The organism is Stenotrophomonas maltophilia group sp. RNC7 (assembly GCF_030910085.1).
Classification (GTDB): Bacteria; Pseudomonadota; Gammaproteobacteria; order Xanthomonadales; family Xanthomonadaceae; genus Stenotrophomonas; species Stenotrophomonas sepilia.
In genome coordinates this window covers 1-22211 of the sequence record NZ_JAVFVN010000698.1, presented here as the reverse complement: position 1 = coordinate 22211, position 22211 = coordinate 1, and the positions used below count along the sequence as shown (strand labels likewise).

The 22211-nt window shown below is 67.2% G+C and carries 17 protein-coding genes; 13 read left to right on the top strand and 4 right to left on the bottom strand.

Annotated features, from left to right (window positions below):
- Window positions 1–82: 82 nt before the first annotated feature.
- On the top strand, window positions 83–286 hold the full coding sequence (locus RCF13_RS14840; protein WP_005410663.1) for a dodecin family protein: 204 nt from the start codon (window positions 83–85) through the stop codon (window positions 284–286).
- Between the two features lie 6 nt (window positions 287–292).
- Here RCF13_RS14840 and RCF13_RS14835 read toward each other — a convergent pair whose 3' ends face one another.
- The gene (locus RCF13_RS14835; RefSeq protein WP_134967758.1) at window positions 293–1120 is read right to left on the bottom strand and encodes a kinase; all 828 of its coding nucleotides are present in this window, start codon (window positions 1118–1120) and stop codon (window positions 293–295) included.
- Window positions 1121–1160: 40 nt separating this feature from the next.
- On the opposite strand from RCF13_RS14835, the gene pdxH reads away from it, so the two are divergent.
- Window positions 1161–1760: a pyridoxamine 5'-phosphate oxidase gene (gene pdxH / locus RCF13_RS14830; RefSeq protein ID WP_134967757.1), complete on the top strand. Its 600-nt coding sequence runs from the start codon at window positions 1161–1163 to the stop codon at window positions 1758–1760.
- 9 nt (window positions 1761–1769) lie between these two features.
- Entirely contained in the window at window positions 1770–2129 is a 360-nt protein-coding gene (locus tag RCF13_RS14825; RefSeq protein WP_134967756.1) for a hypothetical protein, read from the top strand.
- Window positions 2130–2186: 57 nt separating this feature from the next.
- Here RCF13_RS14825 and prpR read toward each other — a convergent pair whose 3' ends face one another.
- Window positions 2187–3770 (bottom strand): propionate catabolism operon regulatory protein PrpR, encoded by a 1584-nt coding sequence (prpR, locus tag RCF13_RS14820; RefSeq protein WP_134967755.1) that lies wholly within the window; start codon window positions 3768–3770, stop codon window positions 2187–2189.
- 154 nt (window positions 3771–3924) lie between these two features.
- Here prpR and prpB point away from each other — a divergent pair, with 154 nt between their 5' ends.
- From prpB to pbpC, 9 genes are all read left to right on the top strand, one after another.
- Window positions 3925–4818, top strand: a complete 894-nt coding sequence (gene prpB, locus RCF13_RS14815) for a methylisocitrate lyase (protein ID WP_005418360.1) — start codon at window positions 3925–3927, stop codon at window positions 4816–4818.
- Between the two features lie 35 nt (window positions 4819–4853).
- The gene (prpC, locus tag RCF13_RS14810) at window positions 4854–6011 is read left to right on the top strand and encodes a 2-methylcitrate synthase (RefSeq protein ID WP_049413436.1); all 1158 of its coding nucleotides are present in this window, start codon (window positions 4854–4856) and stop codon (window positions 6009–6011) included.
- A gap of 96 nt (window positions 6012–6107) precedes the next feature.
- The gene (gene acnD / locus RCF13_RS14805; protein ID WP_181357842.1) at window positions 6108–8726 is read left to right on the top strand and encodes a Fe/S-dependent 2-methylisocitrate dehydratase AcnD; all 2619 of its coding nucleotides are present in this window, start codon (window positions 6108–6110) and stop codon (window positions 8724–8726) included.
- A gap of 100 nt (window positions 8727–8826) precedes the next feature.
- Window positions 8827–9084 carry a type II toxin-antitoxin system ParD family antitoxin gene (locus RCF13_RS14800; protein WP_019338677.1) on the top strand — a complete coding sequence of 86 codons (258 nt, stop codon included), beginning with the start codon at window positions 8827–8829 and terminating at the stop codon, window positions 9082–9084.
- On the top strand, window positions 9071–9397 hold the full coding sequence (locus RCF13_RS14795; protein WP_019338676.1) for a type II toxin-antitoxin system RelE/ParE family toxin: 327 nt from the start codon (window positions 9071–9073) through the stop codon (window positions 9395–9397). The genes RCF13_RS14800 and RCF13_RS14795 overlap by 14 nt, the downstream gene beginning before the upstream one ends.
- Window positions 9398–9420: 23 nt before the next feature.
- The gene (gene prpF, locus RCF13_RS14790; RefSeq protein WP_134967754.1) at window positions 9421–10599 is read left to right on the top strand and encodes a 2-methylaconitate cis-trans isomerase PrpF; all 1179 of its coding nucleotides are present in this window, start codon (window positions 9421–9423) and stop codon (window positions 10597–10599) included.
- Between the two features lie 71 nt (window positions 10600–10670).
- Window positions 10671–12131 carry a bifunctional 2-methylcitrate dehydratase/aconitate hydratase gene (locus RCF13_RS14785; RefSeq protein WP_061478854.1) on the top strand — a complete coding sequence of 487 codons (1461 nt, stop codon included), beginning with the start codon at window positions 10671–10673 and terminating at the stop codon, window positions 12129–12131.
- Between the two features lie 159 nt (window positions 12132–12290).
- Window positions 12291–17198, top strand: coding sequence for an alpha-2-macroglobulin (locus tag RCF13_RS14780; RefSeq protein WP_154351237.1), 4908 nt, complete (start codon window positions 12291–12293; stop codon window positions 17196–17198).
- Window positions 17199–17247: 49 nt separating this feature from the next.
- On the top strand, window positions 17248–19629 hold the full coding sequence (gene pbpC / locus RCF13_RS14775; protein ID WP_134967753.1) for a penicillin-binding protein 1C: 2382 nt from the start codon (window positions 17248–17250) through the stop codon (window positions 19627–19629).
- A 154-nt stretch (window positions 19630–19783) separates the two neighbouring features.
- Here pbpC and RCF13_RS14770 read toward each other — a convergent pair whose 3' ends face one another.
- Entirely contained in the window at window positions 19784–20359 is a 576-nt protein-coding gene (locus RCF13_RS14770) for a ferritin-like domain-containing protein (RefSeq protein ID WP_049413447.1), read from the bottom strand.
- 29 nt (window positions 20360–20388) lie between these two features.
- On the bottom strand, window positions 20389–20871 hold the full coding sequence (locus RCF13_RS14765) for a peroxiredoxin (protein ID WP_134967752.1): 483 nt from the start codon (window positions 20869–20871) through the stop codon (window positions 20389–20391).
- Window positions 20872–21133: 262 nt separating this feature from the next.
- Here RCF13_RS14765 and RCF13_RS14760 point away from each other — a divergent pair, with 262 nt between their 5' ends.
- Window positions 21134–22021: a DnaJ C-terminal domain-containing protein gene (locus RCF13_RS14760; protein ID WP_061478849.1), complete on the top strand. Its 888-nt coding sequence runs from the start codon at window positions 21134–21136 to the stop codon at window positions 22019–22021.
- Window positions 22022–22211 lie beyond the last annotated feature (190 nt).

Genomic DNA, 22211 nt, shown 5'->3' with positions numbered 1-22211 from the left:
ACCTCCGTGCCCTGGCCTTTACGTCCTTCACGTCAGGGTAGGTGTTCCTGCGGGGTCTCCCGCGCCAGCCGGAGTACAGGCCATGACGGTCGCCAAGGTCATCGAAATCACCGCCTCCTCGCCGAAAAGCGTGGAGGACGCCGTGCGCAGCGGGCTGAAGAAGGTCTCCGAGACGGTCAAGGGCATCCAGGGCGCCTGGGTGAACGAGACCAAGGTGGTCACCAATGGCAGCGGCGAGATCACCGAGTGGCGGGTCAACCTGCGGGTGACCTTCCTGGTGGAGTAGCCGCGCTCAGCGCACGGCCTGCACCTGCCGCTGGCCGTCCAGGACCACGACGTGGTCGGCGAGCGTGGGAAGCGTGCGCAGTGCCTGCCGGCTGACCCGCTCGTAGTACTGCACGAAACGCTCCAGCTGCGGCCGGCTCATGCCGTGCCGGCCCGGCTGCGCGGCCTGCAGGTTCTGCTCCTGCTGCCAGCGCCAGCGCGGTACCACCGAGAAATCCGGCGGCTGAAGGAACCATAGCCGGTCGCAGCGCTGCCACAGCGCGGGGTAGTCGCGGGCCAGCGCCTGGTTGCACCAGCGCCGCCAGCGGCCATCGGCGTCGGCCTCGCGCTCCAGCGCGTTCAACGGGCTGTCCAGCGCGATGCCATCCTGCGCGGGCGTGCCCAGGAACCAGCCTTCGAACACCAGCAGGTCCAGCGGTTGTTGCAGGCGCGGCCATTGCGCTTCTGGCAGGCGTTCGTCGGCCAGCTTGTCGAAACGCGGCATCGCGAAGGGCTGGCGTGCGGCCACCGCATCCAGCACTGCGTGGGCCAGCGGCAGGTCATGGGTGCCCGGCGGGCCCCGGGTGATCAGCAGTGGATGCACCTGGCGGGCAAGCCGTTGGCGCTGTGCGCGGGTCAGGTAGACATCATCGATCGACAGCGTGGCCGCGTTCAGGCCGCGCGCCTGGGCACGGGCCACGACCTGCGCGGCCAGCGTCGATTTGCCGCTCCCCTGCAGGCCGCTGATCGCCAATACTGGAACCGCTGCGCTGCTGCCCAGCGCATCATCCAGCGCCTGTTCGGCCAATGTTTCGGGGAATCCTTTCACCTGGGGCATATACGCAGCAGCGACCATGCAGCCACAATAGCCCAATCCGTGTGAGAAGAACGCAACCATGAGCGACCTGTACGCCGAAGCCCTGTCCACGTTTGCCAGCCTGTTCGAAGAGGCCAAACAGAGCCGCGAGGTCGAGCCGAACGCCATGACCGTGGCGACCGCCGATACGCACGGCCGTCCCTCGGCGCGCACCGTGCTGCTGAAGGCGTTCGATGAGCGTGGCTTCGTGTTCTACACCCACCTGGACAGCCACAAGGGCCGGGAGCTGCAGGCCAATCCGCAGGCTGCACTGCTGTTCCTGTGGCGCAGCCTGCGCGAGGCCGGTATCCAGGTGCGCATCGAGGGTCGCGTCGAGCAGGTCGCCGATGCCGAAGCCGATGCCTATTTCGCCAGCCGTCCGCGCATGAGCCAGATCGGCGCGTGGGCCTCGCAGCAGTCGAAGACGCTGGCGACGCGTGAGGAGTTCGATGCCCGCGTGGCGGAGGTCGAGGCACGTTTCGACGGCAAGGACGTGCCGCGTCCGGACGGCTGGAGTGGTCTGCGGGTAGTGCCTGACCGTATCGAATTCTGGTACGGCGCGGAGTTCCGCCTGCACGAGCGCTGGTGCTATGAAGCCGGTGCCGAAGGGCGCTGGAGCAAGCGCCTGCTGTATCCGTAAGGCTGGCCGGTGCAACGCCTGCCGCTGTACCGCGTGGTGGTGTTCGTGCCGCCGGCAGCCCTGGACGCGGTGAAGCAGGGCATCCTCGCGGTGGATGCGCTCGTGGCCGGCGACTACGAGCACGGGATGTGGTGGTCGGCGCCGGGTTTGGAGCAGTTCCGCCCACGCGCGGGGGCGTCGCCCGTGCAGGGTGAGGCGGGCCACACCGAAGTGGTCGACAGCGTGCGCCTGGAGTTCTGCCTGCCGCGTGATCCGCAGCGGCTGCAGCGCATCTTCGAGCAGGGCATCGTGCCGCATCATCCATGGCGGGTGCCGGTGGTGCAGGTGGAGGAGATCGAGCTGCTGCTGGCCGGCGGGCTGCCGTTGTAGAGCCGAGCCCATGCTCGGCTGATGTTTCCGCACGCGCAGCCGAGCATGGGCCCGGCTCTACAGCCCCTCCGCGCGCAGCCAGCGCCACAGCGTGGTGCGGGATACCCCCAACGCCTGTGCCATCCCCTCACGGTCATTGCGGTGATCCTGCAACAGCGTTTCCAACTGCGCGCGCGGCGGACGCTTGCCGTTGCTTTCCAGCGGCAACATGGTGGCGCTTTCTTTCACCAGTTCGGGCGCGAGCTGCAGCAGGCGCGCTGCATCGATCAATCCTTCCCCAGGCTGCCAGTGGATGCGTAGTCGATCCACCAGATTGCGCAGTTCGCGGACGTTGCCGGGCCACTCAGCGGCGGTCAACATTGCCATCGCAGCTTCGTCCAGTGGCGCGTCGATGCCGCGCAGCTGGCGGAAGAAGTGCTGTGCCAGCAGCGGGATGTCACTGCGCCGCACACGCAGCGGGGGCAGGGCGATGCGTAGTGCGGCCAGCCGGTAATACAGGTCGCGACGGAAGCCGCCGGTCGCAGCGTGCTGTTCCAGCGACTTCAGGGTGGCGGCCACCACGCGCACGTCCACTGCGGTCGGTTCGGTAGCGCCGACACGCAGCACCTCGCGTTCTTCCAGCACGCGCAGCAGGCGGGTCTGCAAAGGCAGCGGCAGTTCGCCGATCTCATCCAGGAACAACGTACCGCCATCGGCGGCCTCGACCAGGCCCACGCGACCACCGCGCCGTGCACCAGTGAAGGCACCATCGCTGTAGCCAAACAGTTCGGCTTCCAGCAGTGATTCGCTGATGGCGCCGCAGTTCAGCGCCACGAAGCGCCCGCGACGGCCGCTGGCGGCGTGCAGTTGACGCGCTACCAGTTCCTTGCCGGTGCCGGTTTCGCCGGTGACCAGCACCGTGCTGTCGTGCGGTGCGTAGAGCGCGATTTGAGCGCGTACCTGCGCCATCGCGTCGCTGTCGCCGAGCAGTTCGTGCGCGTCGCTGCGTACTGTCGGGCGCCGGCGCAGGGGCGGCCGGCTGCCCGTGGAGCGGGCCAGGGCCTGGGTCAGCTCCAGCGCATGTTCGAACGCCTGCCGCACCGAGTCGGCCGAATAGAGCAGCACGCCGGGCAGACCGGCCTGCTCGGCATGGTCAATGGCCATGCCGGTGCCGACGATCACCTCAATGCCGTTGGCACGCAGGTCGGCAATGCAATCGCGTGCGTCCTCGCGGGTGACGAAGCGACGGTGCTCGATCTCCAGGCCAAAACGCTGCTGGAAGTTGCTGAACACCGGTACGTCGCTGGCGTGGGTGACCAGGCCGATGCGGCTGGCGATCCGTCGTGCCCGGGCCAGTGCTTCCATCAGGTCGAAGCCGTTGGCCTGGATCGGCACCAGTGGCAACTCCAGCCGCCCGCGCAGCCAGGCCGCATTGGAGCCGCCGGCGATCACTACGTCGCAGTGCTCGCGGCGCAGCCGTTGGCCGATCACGTCCACCGCTTCCTCGAAGCCGAGGTTGATCTGCTCGATGCGCGCACGGCGGTCGAACTCGGGAATGACGTCGCCCAACAGGCCGGTCAGGCGAGAGACGCTGACCGTCCAGATCACGGGGCGACCGGGGTCGGCGTCGGCATGGCGCAGGGGTGAGCGGGGCGGGTACATGGCGGCGGGAGGTCGACGGGATGTTTCATGATACATCCGTTTCAATGTTTCATATGTTTCACTATCGCGTGGCGGTCGTCCCCGTGAAATCAACGGCTTGCAGCTTGGCATGGGGCTTGCGCTGTCTGTCCCGTACTTCAACCTGGATCGCCGCATGACCGCTTCCGCCCCTTTCTCCGCCGGTGCCCGCTTCCGTGAGGCGCTGGCTGCCGAATCGCCGCTGCAGGTGATCGGCGCCATCAACGCCAACCACGCCCTGCTGGCCAAGCGCGCCGGCTTCCGCGCCATCTATCTGTCCGGCGGCGGTGTTGCCGCGGGCTCGCTGGGCCTGCCGGACCTGGGCATCAACACCCTGGAAGACGTGCTGGTGGACGTGCGCCGCATCACCGATGTCTGCGACCTGCCGTTGATGGTCGACATCGACACCGGCTTCGGTCCGAGCGCGTTCAACATCGCGCGTACCGTGAAGTCGCTGATCAAGGCGGGTGCGGCCGCCTGCCACATTGAAGACCAGGTCGGCGCCAAGCGCTGCGGTCACCGTCCTGGCAAGGAGATCGTCTCGCAGGGTGAAATGGTCGACCGCGTGAAGGCTGCCGCCGATGCCAAGACCGATCCGGACTTCTTCCTGATCGCGCGTACCGACGCCATCCAGGTGGACGGCGTGGACAAGGCCATCGAGCGCGCCATCGCCTGTGTCGAGGCTGGTGCCGACGGAATCTTCGCTGAGGCGGCCTACGACCTGGACACCTACCGCCGCTTCGTCGACGCGGTGAAGGTGCCGGTGCTGGCCAACATCACCGAATTCGGTGCCACCCCGCTGTTCAGCCGCGATGAACTGGCTTCGGCCGGTGTTGCGATCCAGCTGTTCCCGCTGTCGGCGTTCCGCGCGGCCAACAAGGCGGCCGAGAACGTCTACCAGGCGGTGCGCCGCGATGGCCACCAGCGAAATGTGGTGGAGACCATGCAGACCCGCGAGGAACTCTACGACCGCATCGGCTACCACGCCTTCGAGCAGCAGCTCGATGCGCTGTTCGCCGCCAAGAAATAAGCAGTACCCTGCACCATCAAGTTTCGGAGGGAAACATGAACGATACGACCGCAACCCCGACCTTCAAGCCGAAGAAGTCCGTCGCCCTGTCCGGCACCGCCGCCGGCAACACCGCGCTGTGCAGCGTGGGCCGCAGCGGCAACGACCTGCATTACCGTGGCTACGACATCCTGGACCTGGCCAACACCAGCGAGTTCGAGGAAATCGCCTACCTGTTGGTGCACGGCAAGCTGCCGACCCGCGCCGAGCTGGTTTCGTACAAGGCCAAGCTGAAGTCGCTGCGTGGCATCCCGGCCGCGGTGAAGGCCGCGCTGGAAGAACTGCCGCCGTCGGCACACCCGATGGACGTGATGCGCACCGGTGTGTCCGTGCTCGGCTGCGTGGCGCCGGAGAAGGATGACCACAACCATCCGGGCGCGCGCGACATTGCCGACAAGCTGATGGCCTGCCTCGGTTCGATGCTGCTGTACTGGTACCACTGGAGCCACAACGGCCGTGCCATCGACGTGGAAACCGATGACGACTCGATCGGTGGCCACTTCCTGCACCTGCTGCACGGCGAGAAGCCGCAGGAATCGTGGGTGAAGGCGATGCACACCTCGCTGATCCTGTACGCCGAGCACGAGTTCAACGCCTCGACCTTCACCTGTCGTGTCATCGCCGGTACCGGCAGCGACATGTACAGCGCGATCTGCGGTGGCATCGGCGCACTGCGTGGCCCGAAGCACGGCGGCGCCAATGAAGTGGCGTTCGAAGTGCAGAAGCGCTACGACAATCCGGATGAGGCCGAGGAAGACATCAAGGCCCGCGTCGAGCGCAAGGAAGTGGTGATCGGCTTCGGCCACCCGGTCTATACCGTCTCCGATCCGCGCAACAAGGTGATCAAGGACGTGGCCCGCGAGCTGTCCGAAGAACAGTCGAGCATGAAGATGTACGACATCGCCGAGCGCCTGGAATCGGTGATGTGGGACATCAAGAAGATGTTCCCGAACCTGGACTGGTTCAGCGCCGTCAGCTACCACATGATGGGCGTGCCGACCGCGATGTTCACTCCGCTGTTCGTGATCGCCCGTACCGCCGGCTGGAGCGCGCACATCATCGAGCAGCGCATCGACGGCAAGATCATCCGCCCGAGCGCCAACTACATCGGTCCGGAAGACCGCGACTTCGTCGCCATCGACAAACGCGTCTGATCCCCTGCTGTCCCCATCCGGCCGGCCCTGTGCCGGCCGGGTGCTTTCGCCGCCGCATTGCCGGCACCCGGCCCGCCTCAAGCATTCCGCCAGCCCATGAATACCGATTACCGCAAGAACCTCCCCGGCAGCACGCTGGACTATTTCGATGCGCGCGCCGCCGTCGATGCGATCCAGCCCGGCGCCTACGCCACGCTGCCGTACACCTCGCGCGTGCTGGCCGAGAACCTGGTGCGCCGCTGCGATCCGGCCACGCTCGGCGACTCGCTGAAGCAGCTGATCGAGCGCCGCCGCGACCTCGATTTCCCATGGTTCCCCGCGCGCGTGGTCTGCCACGACATCCTCGGCCAGACCGCACTGGTTGACCTGGCCGGCCTGCGTGATGCGATCGCCGACAAGGGCGGTGACCCGGCCAAGGTCAATCCGGTGGTGCCGGTGCAGCTGATCGTCGACCACTCGCTGGCGGTGGAGTGCGGTGGTTTCGACCCGCAGGCGTTCGAGAAAAACCGTGCGATCGAAGATCGCCGCAACGAAGATCGTTTCCACTTCATCGACTGGACCAAGCAGGCGTTCCAGAACGTTGACGTGATTCCGCCGGGCAACGGCATCATGCACCAGATCAACCTGGAGAAGATGTCGCCGGTGGTCTACGTGCAGGACGGCGTGGCCTTCCCGGATACCTGCGTGGGCACCGACAGCCACACCCCGCACGTGGATGCGCTGGGCGTGATCGCAATCGGTGTGGGCGGCCTGGAAGCCGAGAACGTGATGCTCGGTCGTGCCTCGTGGATGCGGCTGCCGGACATCATCGGCGTCGAGCTGACCGGCAGGCCGCAGCCGGGCATCACCGCCACCGACGTGGTGCTGGCGCTCACCGAATTCCTGCGCAAGGAGCGCGTGGTCGGTGCGTACCTTGAATTCTTCGGCGAGGGGGCGGCGGCACTGACCATCGGTGACCGCGCCACCATCTCCAACATGTGCCCCGAATACGGCGCGACCGCCGCGATGTTCTACATCGACGGGCAGACCATCGATTACCTGCGCCTGACCGGCCGCGAGGAATCGCAGGTCGCGCTGGTGGAAAACTATGCGCGCACCACCGGGCTGTGGGCTGACGACCTGGCCACCGCACAGTACGAGCGCGTGCTGCGCTTCGACCTGTCCAGCGTGGTGCGCAACATGGCCGGCCCGTCCAACCCGCACAAGCGCGTGGCGACCGCCGAGCTGGCCGAGCGCGGCATCGCCGACGAGGCCAAGCTGGCAGCGGGCAAGGCCGAGCAGGCGCAGGGCCTGATGCCGGATGGCGCGGTGATCATCGCCGCCATCACCAGCTGCACCAACACCTCCAACCCGCGCAACGTGATCGCTGCCGGCCTGCTGGCACGCAAGGCCAACGAGCGCGGCCTGCTGCGCAAGCCGTGGGTGAAGTCCTCGCTGGCGCCCGGCTCGAAGGCGGTGCAGCTGTACCTGGAAGAGGCCGGACTGCTGCCGGACCTGGAAAAGCTGGGCTTCGGCATCGTCGCCTTCGCCTGCACCACCTGCAACGGCATGAGCGGCGCGCTCGATCCGGCCATCCAGCAGGAGATCATCGACCGGGACCTGTACGCCACGGCCGTGCTGTCGGGCAACCGCAACTTCGATGGCCGCATCCACCCGTATGCGAAGCAGGCGTTCCTGGCGTCGCCGCCGCTGGTGATCGCCTATGCCATCGCCGGCACCGTGCGCTTTGACATCGAGAAGGACGTGCTGGGCGTGGACGCCGACGGCAACGAGGTGCGCCTGAAGGACATCTGGCCGAGCGACGCCGAGATCGACGCCGTGGTCAAGGCATCGGTGAAGCCGGAGCAGTTCCGCCGCGTCTACAACCCGATGTTCAATGTGCGCGTGGAGCACGGCGCCGCGGTCAGCCCGCTGTACGACTGGCGCCCGCAGAGCACCTACATCCGTCGACCTCCGTACTGGGAGGGCGCACTGGCCGGTGAGCGCACGCTGTCGGGCATGCGCGCGCTGGCGGTGCTGCCGGACAACATCACCACCGACCACCTGTCGCCGTCCAACGCGATCCTGGCCTCCAGTGCCGCCGGCGAATACCTGGCGAAAATGGGCCTTCCCGAAGAGGACTTCAATTCCTACGCGACCCACCGCGGCGACCACCTGACCGCGCAGCGCGCCACCTTCGCCAACCCGAAGCTGTTCAACGAGATGGTGCGCAACGACGACGGCAGCGTGAAGCAGGGTTCGCTGGCGCGCGTGGAGCCGGAAGGCAAGGTGATGCGCATGTGGGAAGCCATCGAGACCTACATGGAGCGCAAGCAGCCACTGATCATCATTGCCGGTGCCGACTACGGCCAGGGCAGCTCGCGTGACTGGGCCGCCAAGGGCGTCCGCCTGGCCGGCGTGGAAGCGATCGTGGCAGAAGGCTTCGAACGCATCCACCGCACCAACCTGATCGGCATGGGCGTGCTGCCGCTGGAGTTCAAGCCGGGCACCACCCGCCTGACCCTGGGCATCGATGGCACCGAGACCTTCGATGTGGTCGGCGAGCGCACTCCGCGCGCCGAGCTGACGCTGGTCATCCACCGCCGCGACGGCCAGGACGTGATCGTGCCGGTCACCTGCCGCCTGGACAGCGACGAGGAAGTGGCGATCTACGAGGCCGGTGGCGTGTTGCAGCGCTTCGCACAGGACTTCCTGGAAGGCGCCAAGGTGGCGTGATACCGGCCTGAATGCCTGCCCCCGGAGGCTGGGGGCGGGCTTGTCCGACACCTGGGCAGGGCGCACACTGACTTGGCAAAAACTGCCAATGGAGAGTCTCATGGCCACCATGAACATTTCGCTGACCGACCCGCTCAAGCAGTTCGTGGACGAGGAAGTGCGTGAAGGCGGCTATTCCAGTACGTCGGACTACGTGCGTGACCTGATCCGCCAGCGCCAGCGCAGCAAGGCTGAAGAGCTGCTCAAGCAGTTGATAGCCGAGGGGCTGGCTTCTGGGCCTGGCGTCCCGGTGACGGCCGACACATTCGAGCGCATGCGTCGTGAACTGACCGAAAGGATGGAGCGTGAAGGCGATTGAATGGCGACCCAGGGCCGAAGCCGACGCAGCCGATGCCGCACTGTGGTTCGCACGGCAGGGTGGGCTGATACTGGGTCGGCGCTTTCTCGCCGAGTTGGAGGCCACGCTTCAACGCATCGCGGTATTTCCAGGCTCGGGTTCCACCCGGCACGCCGACCTCGCAGCACAGCTACCGGTGCCGTTGCGGTTCATGCTGGTTCCGGGCTTCGAACGCTACCTCGTCTATTACCTCGATCTACCGGACCGCGTGGACATCATGCGCGTGTGGTGCGTTGATCGTGGTCTTGACGCACTGATGCAAGACATTTCCTGAAATTCAAACGCGTGGATTCGACCATGACCTTCCTCCCGCAACTCCGTATTCCCGCCACCTACATGCGCGGTGGCACCAGCAAGGGCGTGTTCTTCCGCCTGCAGGACCTGCCCGACGCCGCGCAAGTGCCGGGCGCCGCACGCGATGCGCTGCTGATGCGCGTGATCGGCTCGCCCGATCCGTATGGCAAGCAGACCGACGGCATGGGTGGCGCCACCTCCAGCACCAGCAAGTGCGTGATCATCTCCACCGCCTCGGTGCCGGACCACGATGTGGACTACCTGTACGGCCAGGTCTCGATCGACACCGCCTTCGTCGACTGGAGCGGCAACTGCGGCAACCTCAGCACCGCGGTGGGTCCGTTCGCGATCGCCAACGGCCTGATCGATCCATCCCGCGTACCGCGCGATGGCCTGTGCACCGTGCGCATCTGGCAGGCCAACATCGGCAAGACCATCATCGCCCACGTGCCGATGCGCGACGGCGAAGTGCAGGAGACCGGTGATTTCGAGCTGGATGGCGTGACCTTCCCGGCCGCCGAGATCCAGTTGGAGTTCATCGATCCGTCCGATGACGGCGATGCGGGCGCGATGTTCCCGACCGGCAATCTGGTCGACACCCTGGACGTGCCGGGCGTGGGCAGTTTCGAGGTGACCATGATCACCGCCGGCATTCCGACCATCTTCCTCAATGCGACCGACCTGGGTTACACCGGCACCGAACTGCAGCCTGCGATCAACGAGGACAAGGGGGCGCTGGAGCGCTTCGAGAAGATCCGCGCCTACGGCGCCTTGCGCATGGGGCTGATCAAGAACCTGGAAGATGCGGCCACGCGCCAGCACACGCCGAAGGTGGCCTTCGTGGCACCGGCGCAGGATTACGTGTCGTCCAGTGGCAAGGCCATTCCGGCCTCGGCGATCGACCTGCATGCACGTGCGTTGTCGATGGGAAAGCTGCACCACGCGATGATGGGTACCGCTGCCGTGGCGATCGGTACCGCAGCGGCGATTCCGGGCACGCTGGTCAATCGCGCGGCCGGTGGCGGCGAACGCGAAGCAGTAACCTTCGGCCATCCCTCGGGCACGCTGCGCGTGGGCGCGCAGGCCGGCCTCGTTGACGGCCAGTGGACGGTGACCAAGGCCATCATGAGCCGCAGCGCCCGCGTGCTGATGGAAGGCAAGGTGCGGGTGCCGGCCGAATAGTGCTCTGGTAGATGCCAACCTTGGTTGGCATGGTGCACGGGCAACCGTGCACCGGAACGAGGAGATCGACGATGTCCGACAACCACACCCCGTCCAACGAGCGTGCAGCGTGGGATGCGCTGCTGGTGGGCATCGTCGACTACGTGCGCGACGCGCGCATCGACTCACCCCTGGCCTTCCAGACCGCGCACCACTGCCTGCTCGACACGCTGGGCTGCGGCCTGGAAGCGCTGTCCTTCCCGGCCTGCAGCAAACTGCTTGGTCCACTGGTGCCGGGCATCAGCGTGGTCAACGGCGCGCGCGTTCCGGGTACGCACTACGTGCTGGACCCGGTGCAGGCCGCCTTCAACATCGGCGCGATGGTGCGCTGGTTGGATTTCAACGATACCTGGCTGGCTGCCGAATGGGGGCACCCTTCGGACAACCTGGGGGGCATCCTTGCCGTCTGCGATTGGCTGGGGCGCAACGCGCAGGCCCTGCGGCGCCCCCCGCCGACCGTGCGCGACGTGCTGCTGGCGATGATCAAGGCGCACGAGATCCAGGGCGTGCTGGCGCTGGAAAATTCCTTCAACCGGGTCGGGCTGGACCACGTAGTGCTGGTCAAAGTGGCCACCACCGCCGTGGTTGCGCAGCTGCTCGGCCTGGATCGCGAGCGCATGCTCAATGCGTTGTCGCTGGCCTGGGTCGATGGCCAGTCCCTGCGCACCTACCGGCACGCACCCAACACCGGCTCGCGCAAGAGCTGGGCAGCTGGCGATGCGACCAGCCGTGGCGTGCGCCTGGCGCTGATGGCGGCCAGTGGCGAGATGGGCTACCCCAGCGTGCTCAGCGCGCCGACCTGGGGCTTTGAAGCGGTGTCGATGCATGGCAAGGCACTGACGCTGGGGCGACCGCTGGGCAGCTACGTGATGGAGAACGTGCTGTTCAAGATCAGCTACCCGGCCGAGTTCCACGGCCAGACCGCGGTGGAGGCGGCCATCACGCTGCACCAGCAGTTGCGCGCGATGGGGCGGCGGGTCGAGGACATCGCGCATATCGCGATCCGGACCCAGGAGGCCTGCATCCGCATCATCGACAAGCAGGGCCCGCTGCATAACCCGGCCGACCGCGACCACTGCGTCCAGTACATGGTCGCCATCGCGCTGCTGCACGGGCGGCTGGTGGCCGAGGATTACGAGGACGACGTTGCAGCTGATCCGCGCATCGATGCCCTGCGGGCGAAGATGGCCTGCCATGAGGATCCGCAGCTCAGCGCCGACTACCTGGACCCGGGCAAGCGCAGCATCGCCAATGGCCTGGGCGTGCGCTTCAGCGACGGTACTGAGCTGCCCGAGGTACTGGTGGAGTACCCGCTCGGCCATGCCCGGCGCCGGGAGGAAGGCATTCCGCTGCTGATGGACAAGTTCCGCCGGCACCTGGCCCACCGCTTCCCGACAGTCCAGCAGCAGCGCATCCTGGCGGCATCACTGGACCCGGTAGCGCTGGCGGCAATGCCGGTGACCGACTACGTGGACCTGTACCTGCCGGGGTAGGGCCGCTCTGGTAGAGGCCAACCTTGGTTGGCATGTGGGGGGCGCCAACCAAGGTTGGCGGCTACCGGGTCCCGGGCGGAACCGGGTTTCCGACCGCCGGGGCGCCAACGCCTTGACGCGGCCTGCCTATAATGACCACCTCGATCAAGGAGTGACGACATGAGCGGTCCGGCACGGCGGAAGCGGTGGGGATGGGCGGCGGCGGTACTGGCAGGAGGCCTGTTGCTGGGCCTGGCCGGCTGCCGCAACGACAGCGGGCAGTTGCCCAAGGCCAGTGGCGAGGCGATCACCACCAAGGCCGAGCAGGTGAAGGAATTCACCCTGCTGCGCGCCTACCCGGACCAGAAGAATGACGGCCTGTCGCTGGCGCTGGAGTTCTCGCGCCCGCTGGTCGGCACCCAGGATTTCGACACGCTGGTGCGCTTCGAGGAGAAGGTCGGCACCGAAGACAGCAGCTGGACGCTGTCCGATGACGGCCTGACCCTGCGCTACCCGTTCGTCGAGGCCGGCAAGGAGTTCAGCCTGGTGGTCTCGCCGGATCTGCTGGCCGCCGATGGCAGCCGCCTGGGCAAGGAACTGAAGCAGAAGGTGTTCAGCGGCGAGCTGAAGCCGGTGGTTGGCTTCGCCTCGCAGGGCAGCGTGCTGCCTGCCAAGGACAGCCGTGGCCTGCCGGTGGTCTCGGTGAACGTGCCGGAAGTCGACGTCGAATTCCTGCGCGTGCGCGAGAAGGATCTTCCGACCTTCTTCAGCCAGTACCAGCGCGGCGGCCGCCGTGGCAGCTGGGAGCTGAGCAGCGACTACGAGCGCAGCCCGATCAACAAGCTGGCCGAGCCGGTCTACGTCAACCGCTTCATCCTTGGCGGCAAGCAGAACGAGCGGGTGCTGACCTACCTGCCCACCCAGGACATCAGGGAACTGCAGGAGCCGGGCCTGTACTTCGCCCTGCTCAAGCGCACCGGTGACTACGAGGGCGAGTTCGATACCGCGTTCTTCTCGGTCAGCGACATCGGCCTGCATACCCGCGCCTACAAGGACAAGCTGTTCGTCCATACCGCCGGCCTCAAGGACGGCGCGCCGCTGAAGGGCATCGACCTGCGCGTGCTCGACGCCAAGGGCGAGGTGGTGCTGAAGGGCAGCACCGACGGCAACGGCAACGCGCTGCTGAACTACACCCTGGATGCCACTCACGTGCTGGTCGCCAGCAGTGGCAAGGACACCAGCTTCCTGCCGTTCAACCAGCCGGCGCTGGACCTGAGCGAGTTCGCCGTGGCCGGCCGCGACAACGCGTGGTTCGATGTCTATGCCTGGTCCGGGCGCGATCTGTACCGCCCGGGCGAGACCGTGCGCCTGTCCGCGTTGCTGCGCGACAACGACGGCAAGCCGGTCAAGGCGCAACCGGTGTTCCTGCGGCTGAAGCAGCCCGACGGCAAGACCTTCCGCGAGACCCGCCTGCAGCCAGGCGACCAGGGCTACATCAATTTCGAGCAGGTGATCCCCGCCGAGGCGCCGACCGGCCGCTGGCAGGTCGAGTTCCGCACCGACCCGGCCAGCAAGGAAGCGATCCAGGGCATGACCCTGCGCATCGAGGAGTTCCTGCCCGAACGCATGAAGCTGGACCTGGACAGCGCGCAGAAGACGCTGAAGCCGGGTGAGGACCTGCGCCTGCAGGCCAATGGCGCCTACCTGTATGGCGCACCGGCCGATGGCAACCGCTTCACCGCACGCATGGCGGTGGCCGCCGAACAGAAGCCGGTGGACGGCCTGCCGGGCTATTTCTTCGGTGACCCGACCCTGCAGCTGCCGCGCGAGGCCAAGGACGTGATCGACACCACGCTGCCGGCCAATGGCCAGCTGCGCGAGGATGTGGCGTTGCCGGAAGAGGCCGCCAAGGCCAAGGCGCCGATCGCCGTGGTGCTGTCCGGCAGCCTGTATGAAACCGGCGGCCGCACAGTCACCCGCACCCTGAAGCGGGTAATGTGGCCCGCCAATGCGCTGGTCGGCGTGCGGCCGCTGTTCAACCCGGACGATGGCGCCGATTCCAACGGCAACGCGCGCTTCGAGCTGATGCGCGTGGATGCCGCTGGTACGCCACAGCCGGCCAAGGGCCTGAAGATCACCCTGGTGCGCGAGCTGCGCGACTACCACTGGACCTTCAACGACAACCGCTGGGATTACGATTTCACCCGCCGTTTCGAGAACAAGGAAACCCGAACCGTCGATGCCGGCAACAGCGCGGTCGCCTTTGATTTCCCGGTGGAGTGGGGCGAGTACCGGGTGGACGTGTTCGATCCGTCCACCGGCCTGACCAGCCGCTACCCCTTCCGTGCGGGCTGGAGCTGGGGCGATGACAACCGTGGCCTGGATGCACGCCCGGACAAGGTCAAGCTGGGCCTGGACAAGACCGGTTACAAGGCCGGTGACACCCTGGAGGTGACGGTGACCCCGCCGCACGCCGGCAAGGGCATCCTGATGGTCGAGACCGACCGCATGCTGTACGTGCAGGACATCGAGGCCAAGCCGGGTTCGACCTTCAAGATTCCGGTCACCGCCGACTGGGAACGCCACGACGTCTACATCACTGCGCTGGTGTTCCGTGGCGGCAGTGCGCCGAGCAAGATCACCCCGGCCCGTGCCGTGGGCGTGGTGCATGTGCCGATGGACCGCAAGGGCCGCACAGTGGCCGTCGGCCTGGTCGCGCCCAAGCAGATGCGGCCCGAGCAGGACCTGCCGGTAACCGTCAGTGCGCCGCAGCTGGCCGGCAAGACCGCGCACGTCACCGTTTCGGCGGTGGACGTGGGCATCCTCAACATCACCCGTTTCCCGGTGCCCGATGCCGGTGCACACTTCTTCGCCCAGCGTCGCCTCGGTATCGATGCCTACGACATCTACAGCCGGGTGATCGAGAGCTTCGATGGTGGCAGCGGCAAGCTGAAGTTCGGCGGCGACATGGCGCTGCAGGCATTGCCGCAGGCCAAGCGCCCGACCGCGCGCGTGCAGACCGTGGACCTGTTCTCCGGTCCGGTACAGCTTGATGCCAAGGGCAATGCCCGCATCCGCCTGAAAGTGCCGGACTTCAACGGCACCCTGCGCGTGTCGGCGCTGGTCTACAGCGATGACCAGTACGGCAAGCGCGACGTGGAAACCATAGTGCGCGCACCGATCCTGGCCGAAGCCAGCATGCCGCGCGTGCTGGCCCCTGGCGACCGCAGCACCGTGACCCTGGACGTGCAGAACTTCACCGGCAAGCCGGGCCAGTTCAACGTGAAGGTGGAAACCGAGGGCCCGTTGAACCTGGGCGAGGGCAGCCGCAGCGTGCAGTTGAATGCCGACGCCAAGACCACGCTGAGCTTCCCATTGTCGGCACGCGAAGGCCACAGCGTGGCCAAGGTGCGGGTGCGGGTGGACGGCAACGGCTTCAAGGCCGATCGCCGCTACGACCTGCCGGTGCGTGCGGCGTGGCCGCAGGTGCTGCGTTCGCAGGTGCGTACGCTCGATCCACTGGCGGCGGTCAGCCTCGACAACAGCCTGACCGATGGCCTGATGTCCGAGTCGGTCAATGCCCGCCTGCTGGTCAGCCCGCTGCCGCCGATTCCGTTCGCCAGTGCACTGCAGGGCGCGCTGAACTATCCATATGGCTGTGCCGAGCAGACCACCAGCAAGGGTTACGCGGCGCTGATCCTGGACCAGGCGACGTCGTCGATGCTCGGTGCCGACGGCCTGGATGCCAAGACCCGTCGCGAGCGCATGGAAGGTGCGTTCGGTCGCCTGGCGTCGATGCAGGTGGCCAACGGCAACTTCTCGATGTGGGGTGACGACGGCTACGTGAACCCGTGGCTGACGCCGTACATCACCGAGTTCCTGCTCGATGCCAAGGACGCCGGTTTTGCGGTGCCTGACAACGTGCTGCAGAAGGCGCTCAACCGCCTGAGCGAGGATCTGCTGTCCGGCGGCAATCAGTTCTACGGCCAGGATGACCGCGAGAAGCTGAAGTTCGCCAACCAGGCCTATTCGGGCTACGTGCTGGCCCGGGTCAACCGTGCGCCGCTGGGTACCCTGCGCACGCTGTACGACAACGAGCGCAGCAAGGCGGTGGGCGGCCTGTCGCTGGTCCACCTGGGCGTGGCGCTGTCACTGCAGGGCGATGCCAAGCGTGGCCAGGCCGCGCTGGCGGCGGCCTTCGCCAAGTCCAGCAGCGAGCGCCCGTCGTACTTCGGCGACTACGGCAGCGCGATCCGCGATGACGCGCTGATGATCGCGCTGACCCACGAGAACAAGTTGGCCAAGCCGGCCTGGGACGCGCGCGCGGTCGACCTCGGTCGTGGCCTGGATGCGCGCCGCAATGCCGGCTGGATGTGGCTGAGCACGCAGGAGCAGGTGGCGATTGCCCGCCTCGGCAAGGCGCTCGCCGCCAACCAGAAGGCGCTGGTAGCCGGTGAGCTGGTGATCGGTGGCACCACCGAAGCGATCGGCGAGCGCAAGCTGTTCGGACGCAACTTCAGCGCCAGCGAGCTGGCCAGTGGCGTGCGCTTCACCCCGCAGGGGCAACCGCCGATGTTCGCCAGCATCGACGTGGCCGGTATCCCGCGCAGTGCACCGGCACCGGACAACAGCGTAGTGGGTATTGAACGCAGTTACTTCGGTACCGATGGCAAGCCGTGGTCGCCGCGCCCGCTGAAGGAAGGCGAAGCGCTGATCGTGCGCGTCACCGTCACCGCCGACACCACGATGCCCGATGCACTGCTGACCGACCTGCTGCCGGCGGGCCTGGAGATCGAGAACTTCAACCTGGGCGATGCCAAGCAGTGGGCCGACGTGGTGGTCGATGGCATCACCATCAGCGACCGGGGTGAGGCCGCCGATACCAAGCACGAGGAGTTCCGCGACGACCGCTACGTGGCTGCGCTGAAGCTCTCGCGTGGCAGCAAGGCCAACGTGTTCTACCTGGTGCGCGCGGTGACCCCGGGTACCTACTCGGTGCCGCCGCCGCTGGTGGAGGACATGTACCGGCCGCAGCTGCGCGGTGTCGGCCGCAGCAACCCGACCACGATCACGGTGGTACAGCCGTGACCGCGCGGACGGGCCGCGACGGCGCGGCCCGTCCTGCTGGCAGCCTGCAATGAAGAACACGATGACGACCCGGCTGGCGACCCTGCGCCGCCGGTGGCGGCCGCTGTGGCCATGGCTGCGCTGGGGCATGGCCGCTGCGCTGGCGCTGCTGCTGGTGCTGGATTTCGCCTTCCCGCCGCCGCTGCCGAAGCAGCGTGATACCAGCACACTGGTGGTGGCTGCCGACGGCACGCCATTGCGCGCATTTGCCGATGCCGAGGGCGTGTGGCGCTATCCGGCCTCGATCGACAGCGTCTCACCGCTGTACCTGCAGGCGTTGCTGACCTATGAAGACCGCTGGTTCTGGCGCCATCCGGGCATCAACCCGCTGGCGATCCTGCGGGCCAGCGGCCAGCTGCTGCGCGGCGGCCGCATCGTGTCCGGTGGTTCGACCCTGACCATGCAGGTCGCGCGCATTCTCGATCCGCACTCACGCACCCCGTGGGGCAAGCTGAAGCAGATGCTGCGTGCGGTGCAGCTTGAGGTGCACCTGAGCAAGCAGCAGATCCTGGCCCTGTACCTGGAGCGTGCACCCTACGGCGGCACCATCGAAGGCGTGGAAGCGGCCAGCTGGGCCTATCTGGGCAAGCCGGCGGCGCAGCTGTCGCATGCCGAGGCTGCGCTGCTGGCGGTGCTGCCACAGGCGCCCAGCCGGCTGCGCCCGGACCGCCATCCGGAAGCTGCGCAGAAAGCGCGCGACAAGGTCCTGTCACGCATGGCCGAGCTGGGCGCGTGGACACCGGAAGAAGTGGAGGATGCGCGCGTCGAGAATGTGGTGGCGCGTTCGCTGCGCCCTCCCTTGCACGCCGCGCTGCTGGCGCAGCGCCTGCACTCGGCGCATCCGGGCCAGGCACGCATCCAGAGCAGCATCGACATCGGCCTGCAGCGCACGCTGGAAGAGCGCGTGGCCAGCTATTTCTCGACGCTGCCCGAGCGTACCTCGGCGGCCCTGCTGGTGGTCGACAACCGGAACCTGCAGGCACGCGCCTATGTCGGCACATTGTCCTTCGGTGACCGCCAGCGGCTGGGTCACGTGGACATGGTGCAGGCCTGGCGTTCGCCAGGCTCCACGCTCAAGCCGTTCCTGTACGCGATGGCGCTGGACGATGGCCTGATCCATTCGGAAAGCCTGCTGGTCGATGCACCGCAGAGTTTCGGCAGCTACCGCCCCGGCAACTTCGACATGGCCTTCAATGGGCCCATCGGTGCCTCCAGCGCATTGCGGCTGTCGCTCAACGTACCGTCGGTGGACCTGCTGCAGCGGGTCGGCGCGGCGCGCTTTGCTGCCCGACTGTCGCACGCCGGGATCCAGCTGCGCTTCCCGCCGGGCAGTACGCCCAACCTGTCGCTGATCCTGGGCGGCACCGGCGCGCGCCTGGAAGACCTGGTCGGCGCGTTCGCCGCGCTCAACCGGAGCGGTATCGCCGGCCGCGTGCGTTATACCGACGACGAGCCCATGATCGAGCGGCGCCTGGCCTCGCCGGGCGCCAGCTGGATCGTGCGCGAGATGCTCGAATCAAACCCGCGCCCGGGATACAGCGCCGGGACGTTCGATGTCGGTGGCCGCCCGCGCGTGGCGTGGAAGACCGGCACCAGTTACGGGTACCGCGATGCGTGGGCGATCGGCAGTACCCGCCACTACACGGTGGGCGTGTGGGTGGGCCGGCCGGACGGTACTCCGTTGCCGGGCCAGTACGGCGCGGTCACCGCGCTGCCGCTGATGTTCGAAGTGGTGGACAGCCTGCCGCGCCAGCGTGGTGATTCGGCGGCCGCGCCGATGCCGGCCAGTGTCAGCCAGCAAGACATCTGCTGGCCCACTGGCGAACGTGCCGAGGGACTGCCGGCTGCACTGTGCCAGCGCAGGATGCCAGCCTACCTGCTCGATGGCGCAGCACCGCCGACCTTCCCGGAGCGCGAGGCGCGGCGCTGGCAGCCGGGGCGTCAACGTTACCTGGCCGATGCGCGGACCGGTCTGCGTGTCTCCGCTGATTGCCGTTTGCCGCATGAGGAAGTCGCGCGTGAGATCGCGCGCTGGCCGGCGCTGTTGTCGCCGTGGCTGCCCAAGGCCACGCGCGACGCCTCGCAGCTGCCGGCGCTGTCGCCGGACTGCCGTGATGATGGCCGGGAGGCCAGCGTCGCGCTGCACATCGATGGCCTCAATGATGGCGCCGCACTGGCGCGTGCACCCAACGCCGAACATGGCGTACGCCTGCAGCTGCGCGCGCTGGGCAGCGAGCAGGCGGTGGACTGGTTGCTGGACGGCCGCTGGATCGCGCAGACCCACGGCGCGCAGTTGATGCAGCGCGAGTTCGCCGATCCCGGGGCGCATACCCTGACCGCGCTGGCAGCAGATGGCGCGTGGACCCAGGTACGGTTCAACGTCCTCCGGTAGGTGCCAACCTTGGTTGGCACTTCCCGTATGACTGCCACGCTGTTGTAGAGCCGAGCCCATGCTCGGCTGCTCTTGTGACGTGCGTGGTGCAGTCAGCCGAGCATGGGCTCGGCTCTACAACGCGGCAGATGGCAGCGAGCGTGTGGCGTAACCGCTATTCTCCGATCCACCCATCCAGCAGATCGGCGAACTCGTCGGCGTGTTCCTCTTCCTGCGCCAGGATCTCTTCGAGGATGCGCTTGGTGGTGGTATCGCGGTCGCCGATGAAGTTGATCATCTCGCGGTAGCTGTCGATGGCGATGCGTTCGGCCACCAGGTTCTCGCGGACCATGTCGCGCAGGTCGCTGCCTTCCTTGTATTCGGCATGCGAGCGCGCGGTCAGCGTATCCGGGTTGAGATCCGGCTCGCCGCCGAGCTGCACGATGCGCTCGGCCAGCTTGCCGGCATGCGCCTGTTCCTGCTGTGCATGTTCAAGGAATTCGGCTTTCACCGCGTCGGCCAGCATGCCCTTGGCCATGAAGTAGTGCCGGTAGTAGCGCAACACGCACACGTACTCGGTGGCCAGTGCGTCGTTGAGCAGCTTGATCACCACCTTGCGGTCGGCGCTGTAGCTGTCGGTGATCGCACCATCCTCGATGTTGCGCCGGGCGCGCTCGCGCAGGGCCGTGCGCTCGCTGATGCCGGGAATCTGCGCGGCGGGCTTGGGGGCTTTGGCTGGCTTGCTGGACATGGCTGGCCGTTTCCTCTTGCGGTGGGAGATCAGGTGGGCAGGTGCTCCAGCACGTAGTCGGCCGAAGACACTTCGAATTGACCGGGCTGTTCAACCCAGGCGGCGCGGACCACGCCGTCGACCACGTACAGGGCGAAACGGCGCGCGCGGATGCCCATGCCCGAGGCACTGGCGTCGAGCTCCAGGCCGAGCGCGCGGGTCAGTTCGGCATTGCCGTCGGACAGCATCAGCAGGCCGTCGGGCACGTGCTGATCGGCGGCCCAGGCCTTCATCACGAACGGGTCGTTGACGGCGATGCAGTAGACATCGATGCCGCGCTGGCGGAAGGCCGCGAATTTCTCGACGTAGCCGGGCAGGTGGCGGGCCGAGCACGTCGGCGTGAACGCGCCGGGCACGGCGAACAGCACCACCTTGCGCGCGTCGAACAGCGAATGCGTATCAAGCGTTTCAATGCCCTCGCGAATGCGCTTGAGGGTCACTTCCGGAATGCGGTCGCCGACATGGATGGTCATGGGGGAACTCCTTGCTGGGGCAGCGTAGTGGGCCGGATGGGACAGGGACGTCAAGACATTGGAAAACCGGCGTGCAGGCCCCATCTTCAGGCTTTGCGGAGCGGGCTTCCAGCCATAGCCTGGGGCAGGGCGATGGCAACCGCATTGCGCAGGATCAGTCGGCCTCACTGGCGCCGCACGAGGGGCGGCGGAGCATCGCCGGCGCGTAGAATGAACCCGGGGCGGCGCCACCGGCGCGGCCGAAGCAGATCGAGGTAGCTGGATGGAATTCAAGGATTACTACGCCACCCTGGGGGTGGAACCGAGCGCGGGCGAGGCGGAGATCAAGACCGCCTACCGGCGGCTGGCACGCAAGTACCACCCGGACGTCAGCAAGGAAGCCGGGGCGGAGGACAAGTTCAAGGCGGTCAACGAGGCCTACGAGGCGCTGCGCGATCCGGAAAAGCGCGCGGCCTACGACCAGCTGCGCGCGCAGGGCTATCGCCCGGGCGAGGAGTTCAACGTACCGCCGAACTACGGCGGCGCCGGTGGTTTCAACTTCGAGGAAGTGTTCGGGGGTGGTGGCGCCAACGGCGGCTTCAGCGACTTCTTCGAAAGCCTGTTCGCGCGCCAGCGCGGCGGTGCCGGTCCTGGCCCGGGGTTCAGCAGCCAGGGCCATGCCCCCAACCGCGACACCCGTGCCAAGCTGTCGGTACCGTTGGAAGCGGCCTACAGCGGCGACAGCCTGCGCATCACCGTCAACGGCAAGCAGCTGGACGTGCGCGTGCCCAAGGGCATCCGTCCGGGCCAGGTGATCCGCCTGGCGGGGCAGGGCAACCATGGTGGCAACCTGCTGCTGGAAGTGGAGTACGCCGCACACCCGCAGTTCGAGGTCGATGGTCGCAACATCCTCTACACCTTGCCGGTCACGCCGTGGCAGGCCGCGCTGGGCACCAGCATCAGCGTGCCGACCCTGGGCGGCGCGGTGGAACTGAAGATCCCGGCCGATTCGGATGCCGGGCGCAAGCTGCGCCTGCGCGGGCGGGGCCTGCCGGGCAATCCGGAGGGCGACCAGATCGTCGAGATCGAGATCGTGGCCCCGGCCGCGACCGACGAGGCGCAGAAGAAGGCCTACCGGAACCTGGCCAAGGCGTTTGGCGAGACGATCTGAGACGCCTTCCGGTAGTGCCGGGCCCCGGCCCGCCCCCGGGTGTTTTTCCGCCACCCGCCCCCCCAACCCCCCCCCGCCCCGCCCACCCCCCCCCAAACCCCCCCCCCCCCCCCCCCCCCCGCCCAAACCCCCCCCCCCCCATAGGGCACCTCCTCATGACCGAAACCCGTGGTGTGGTAGGGAGAGCGGG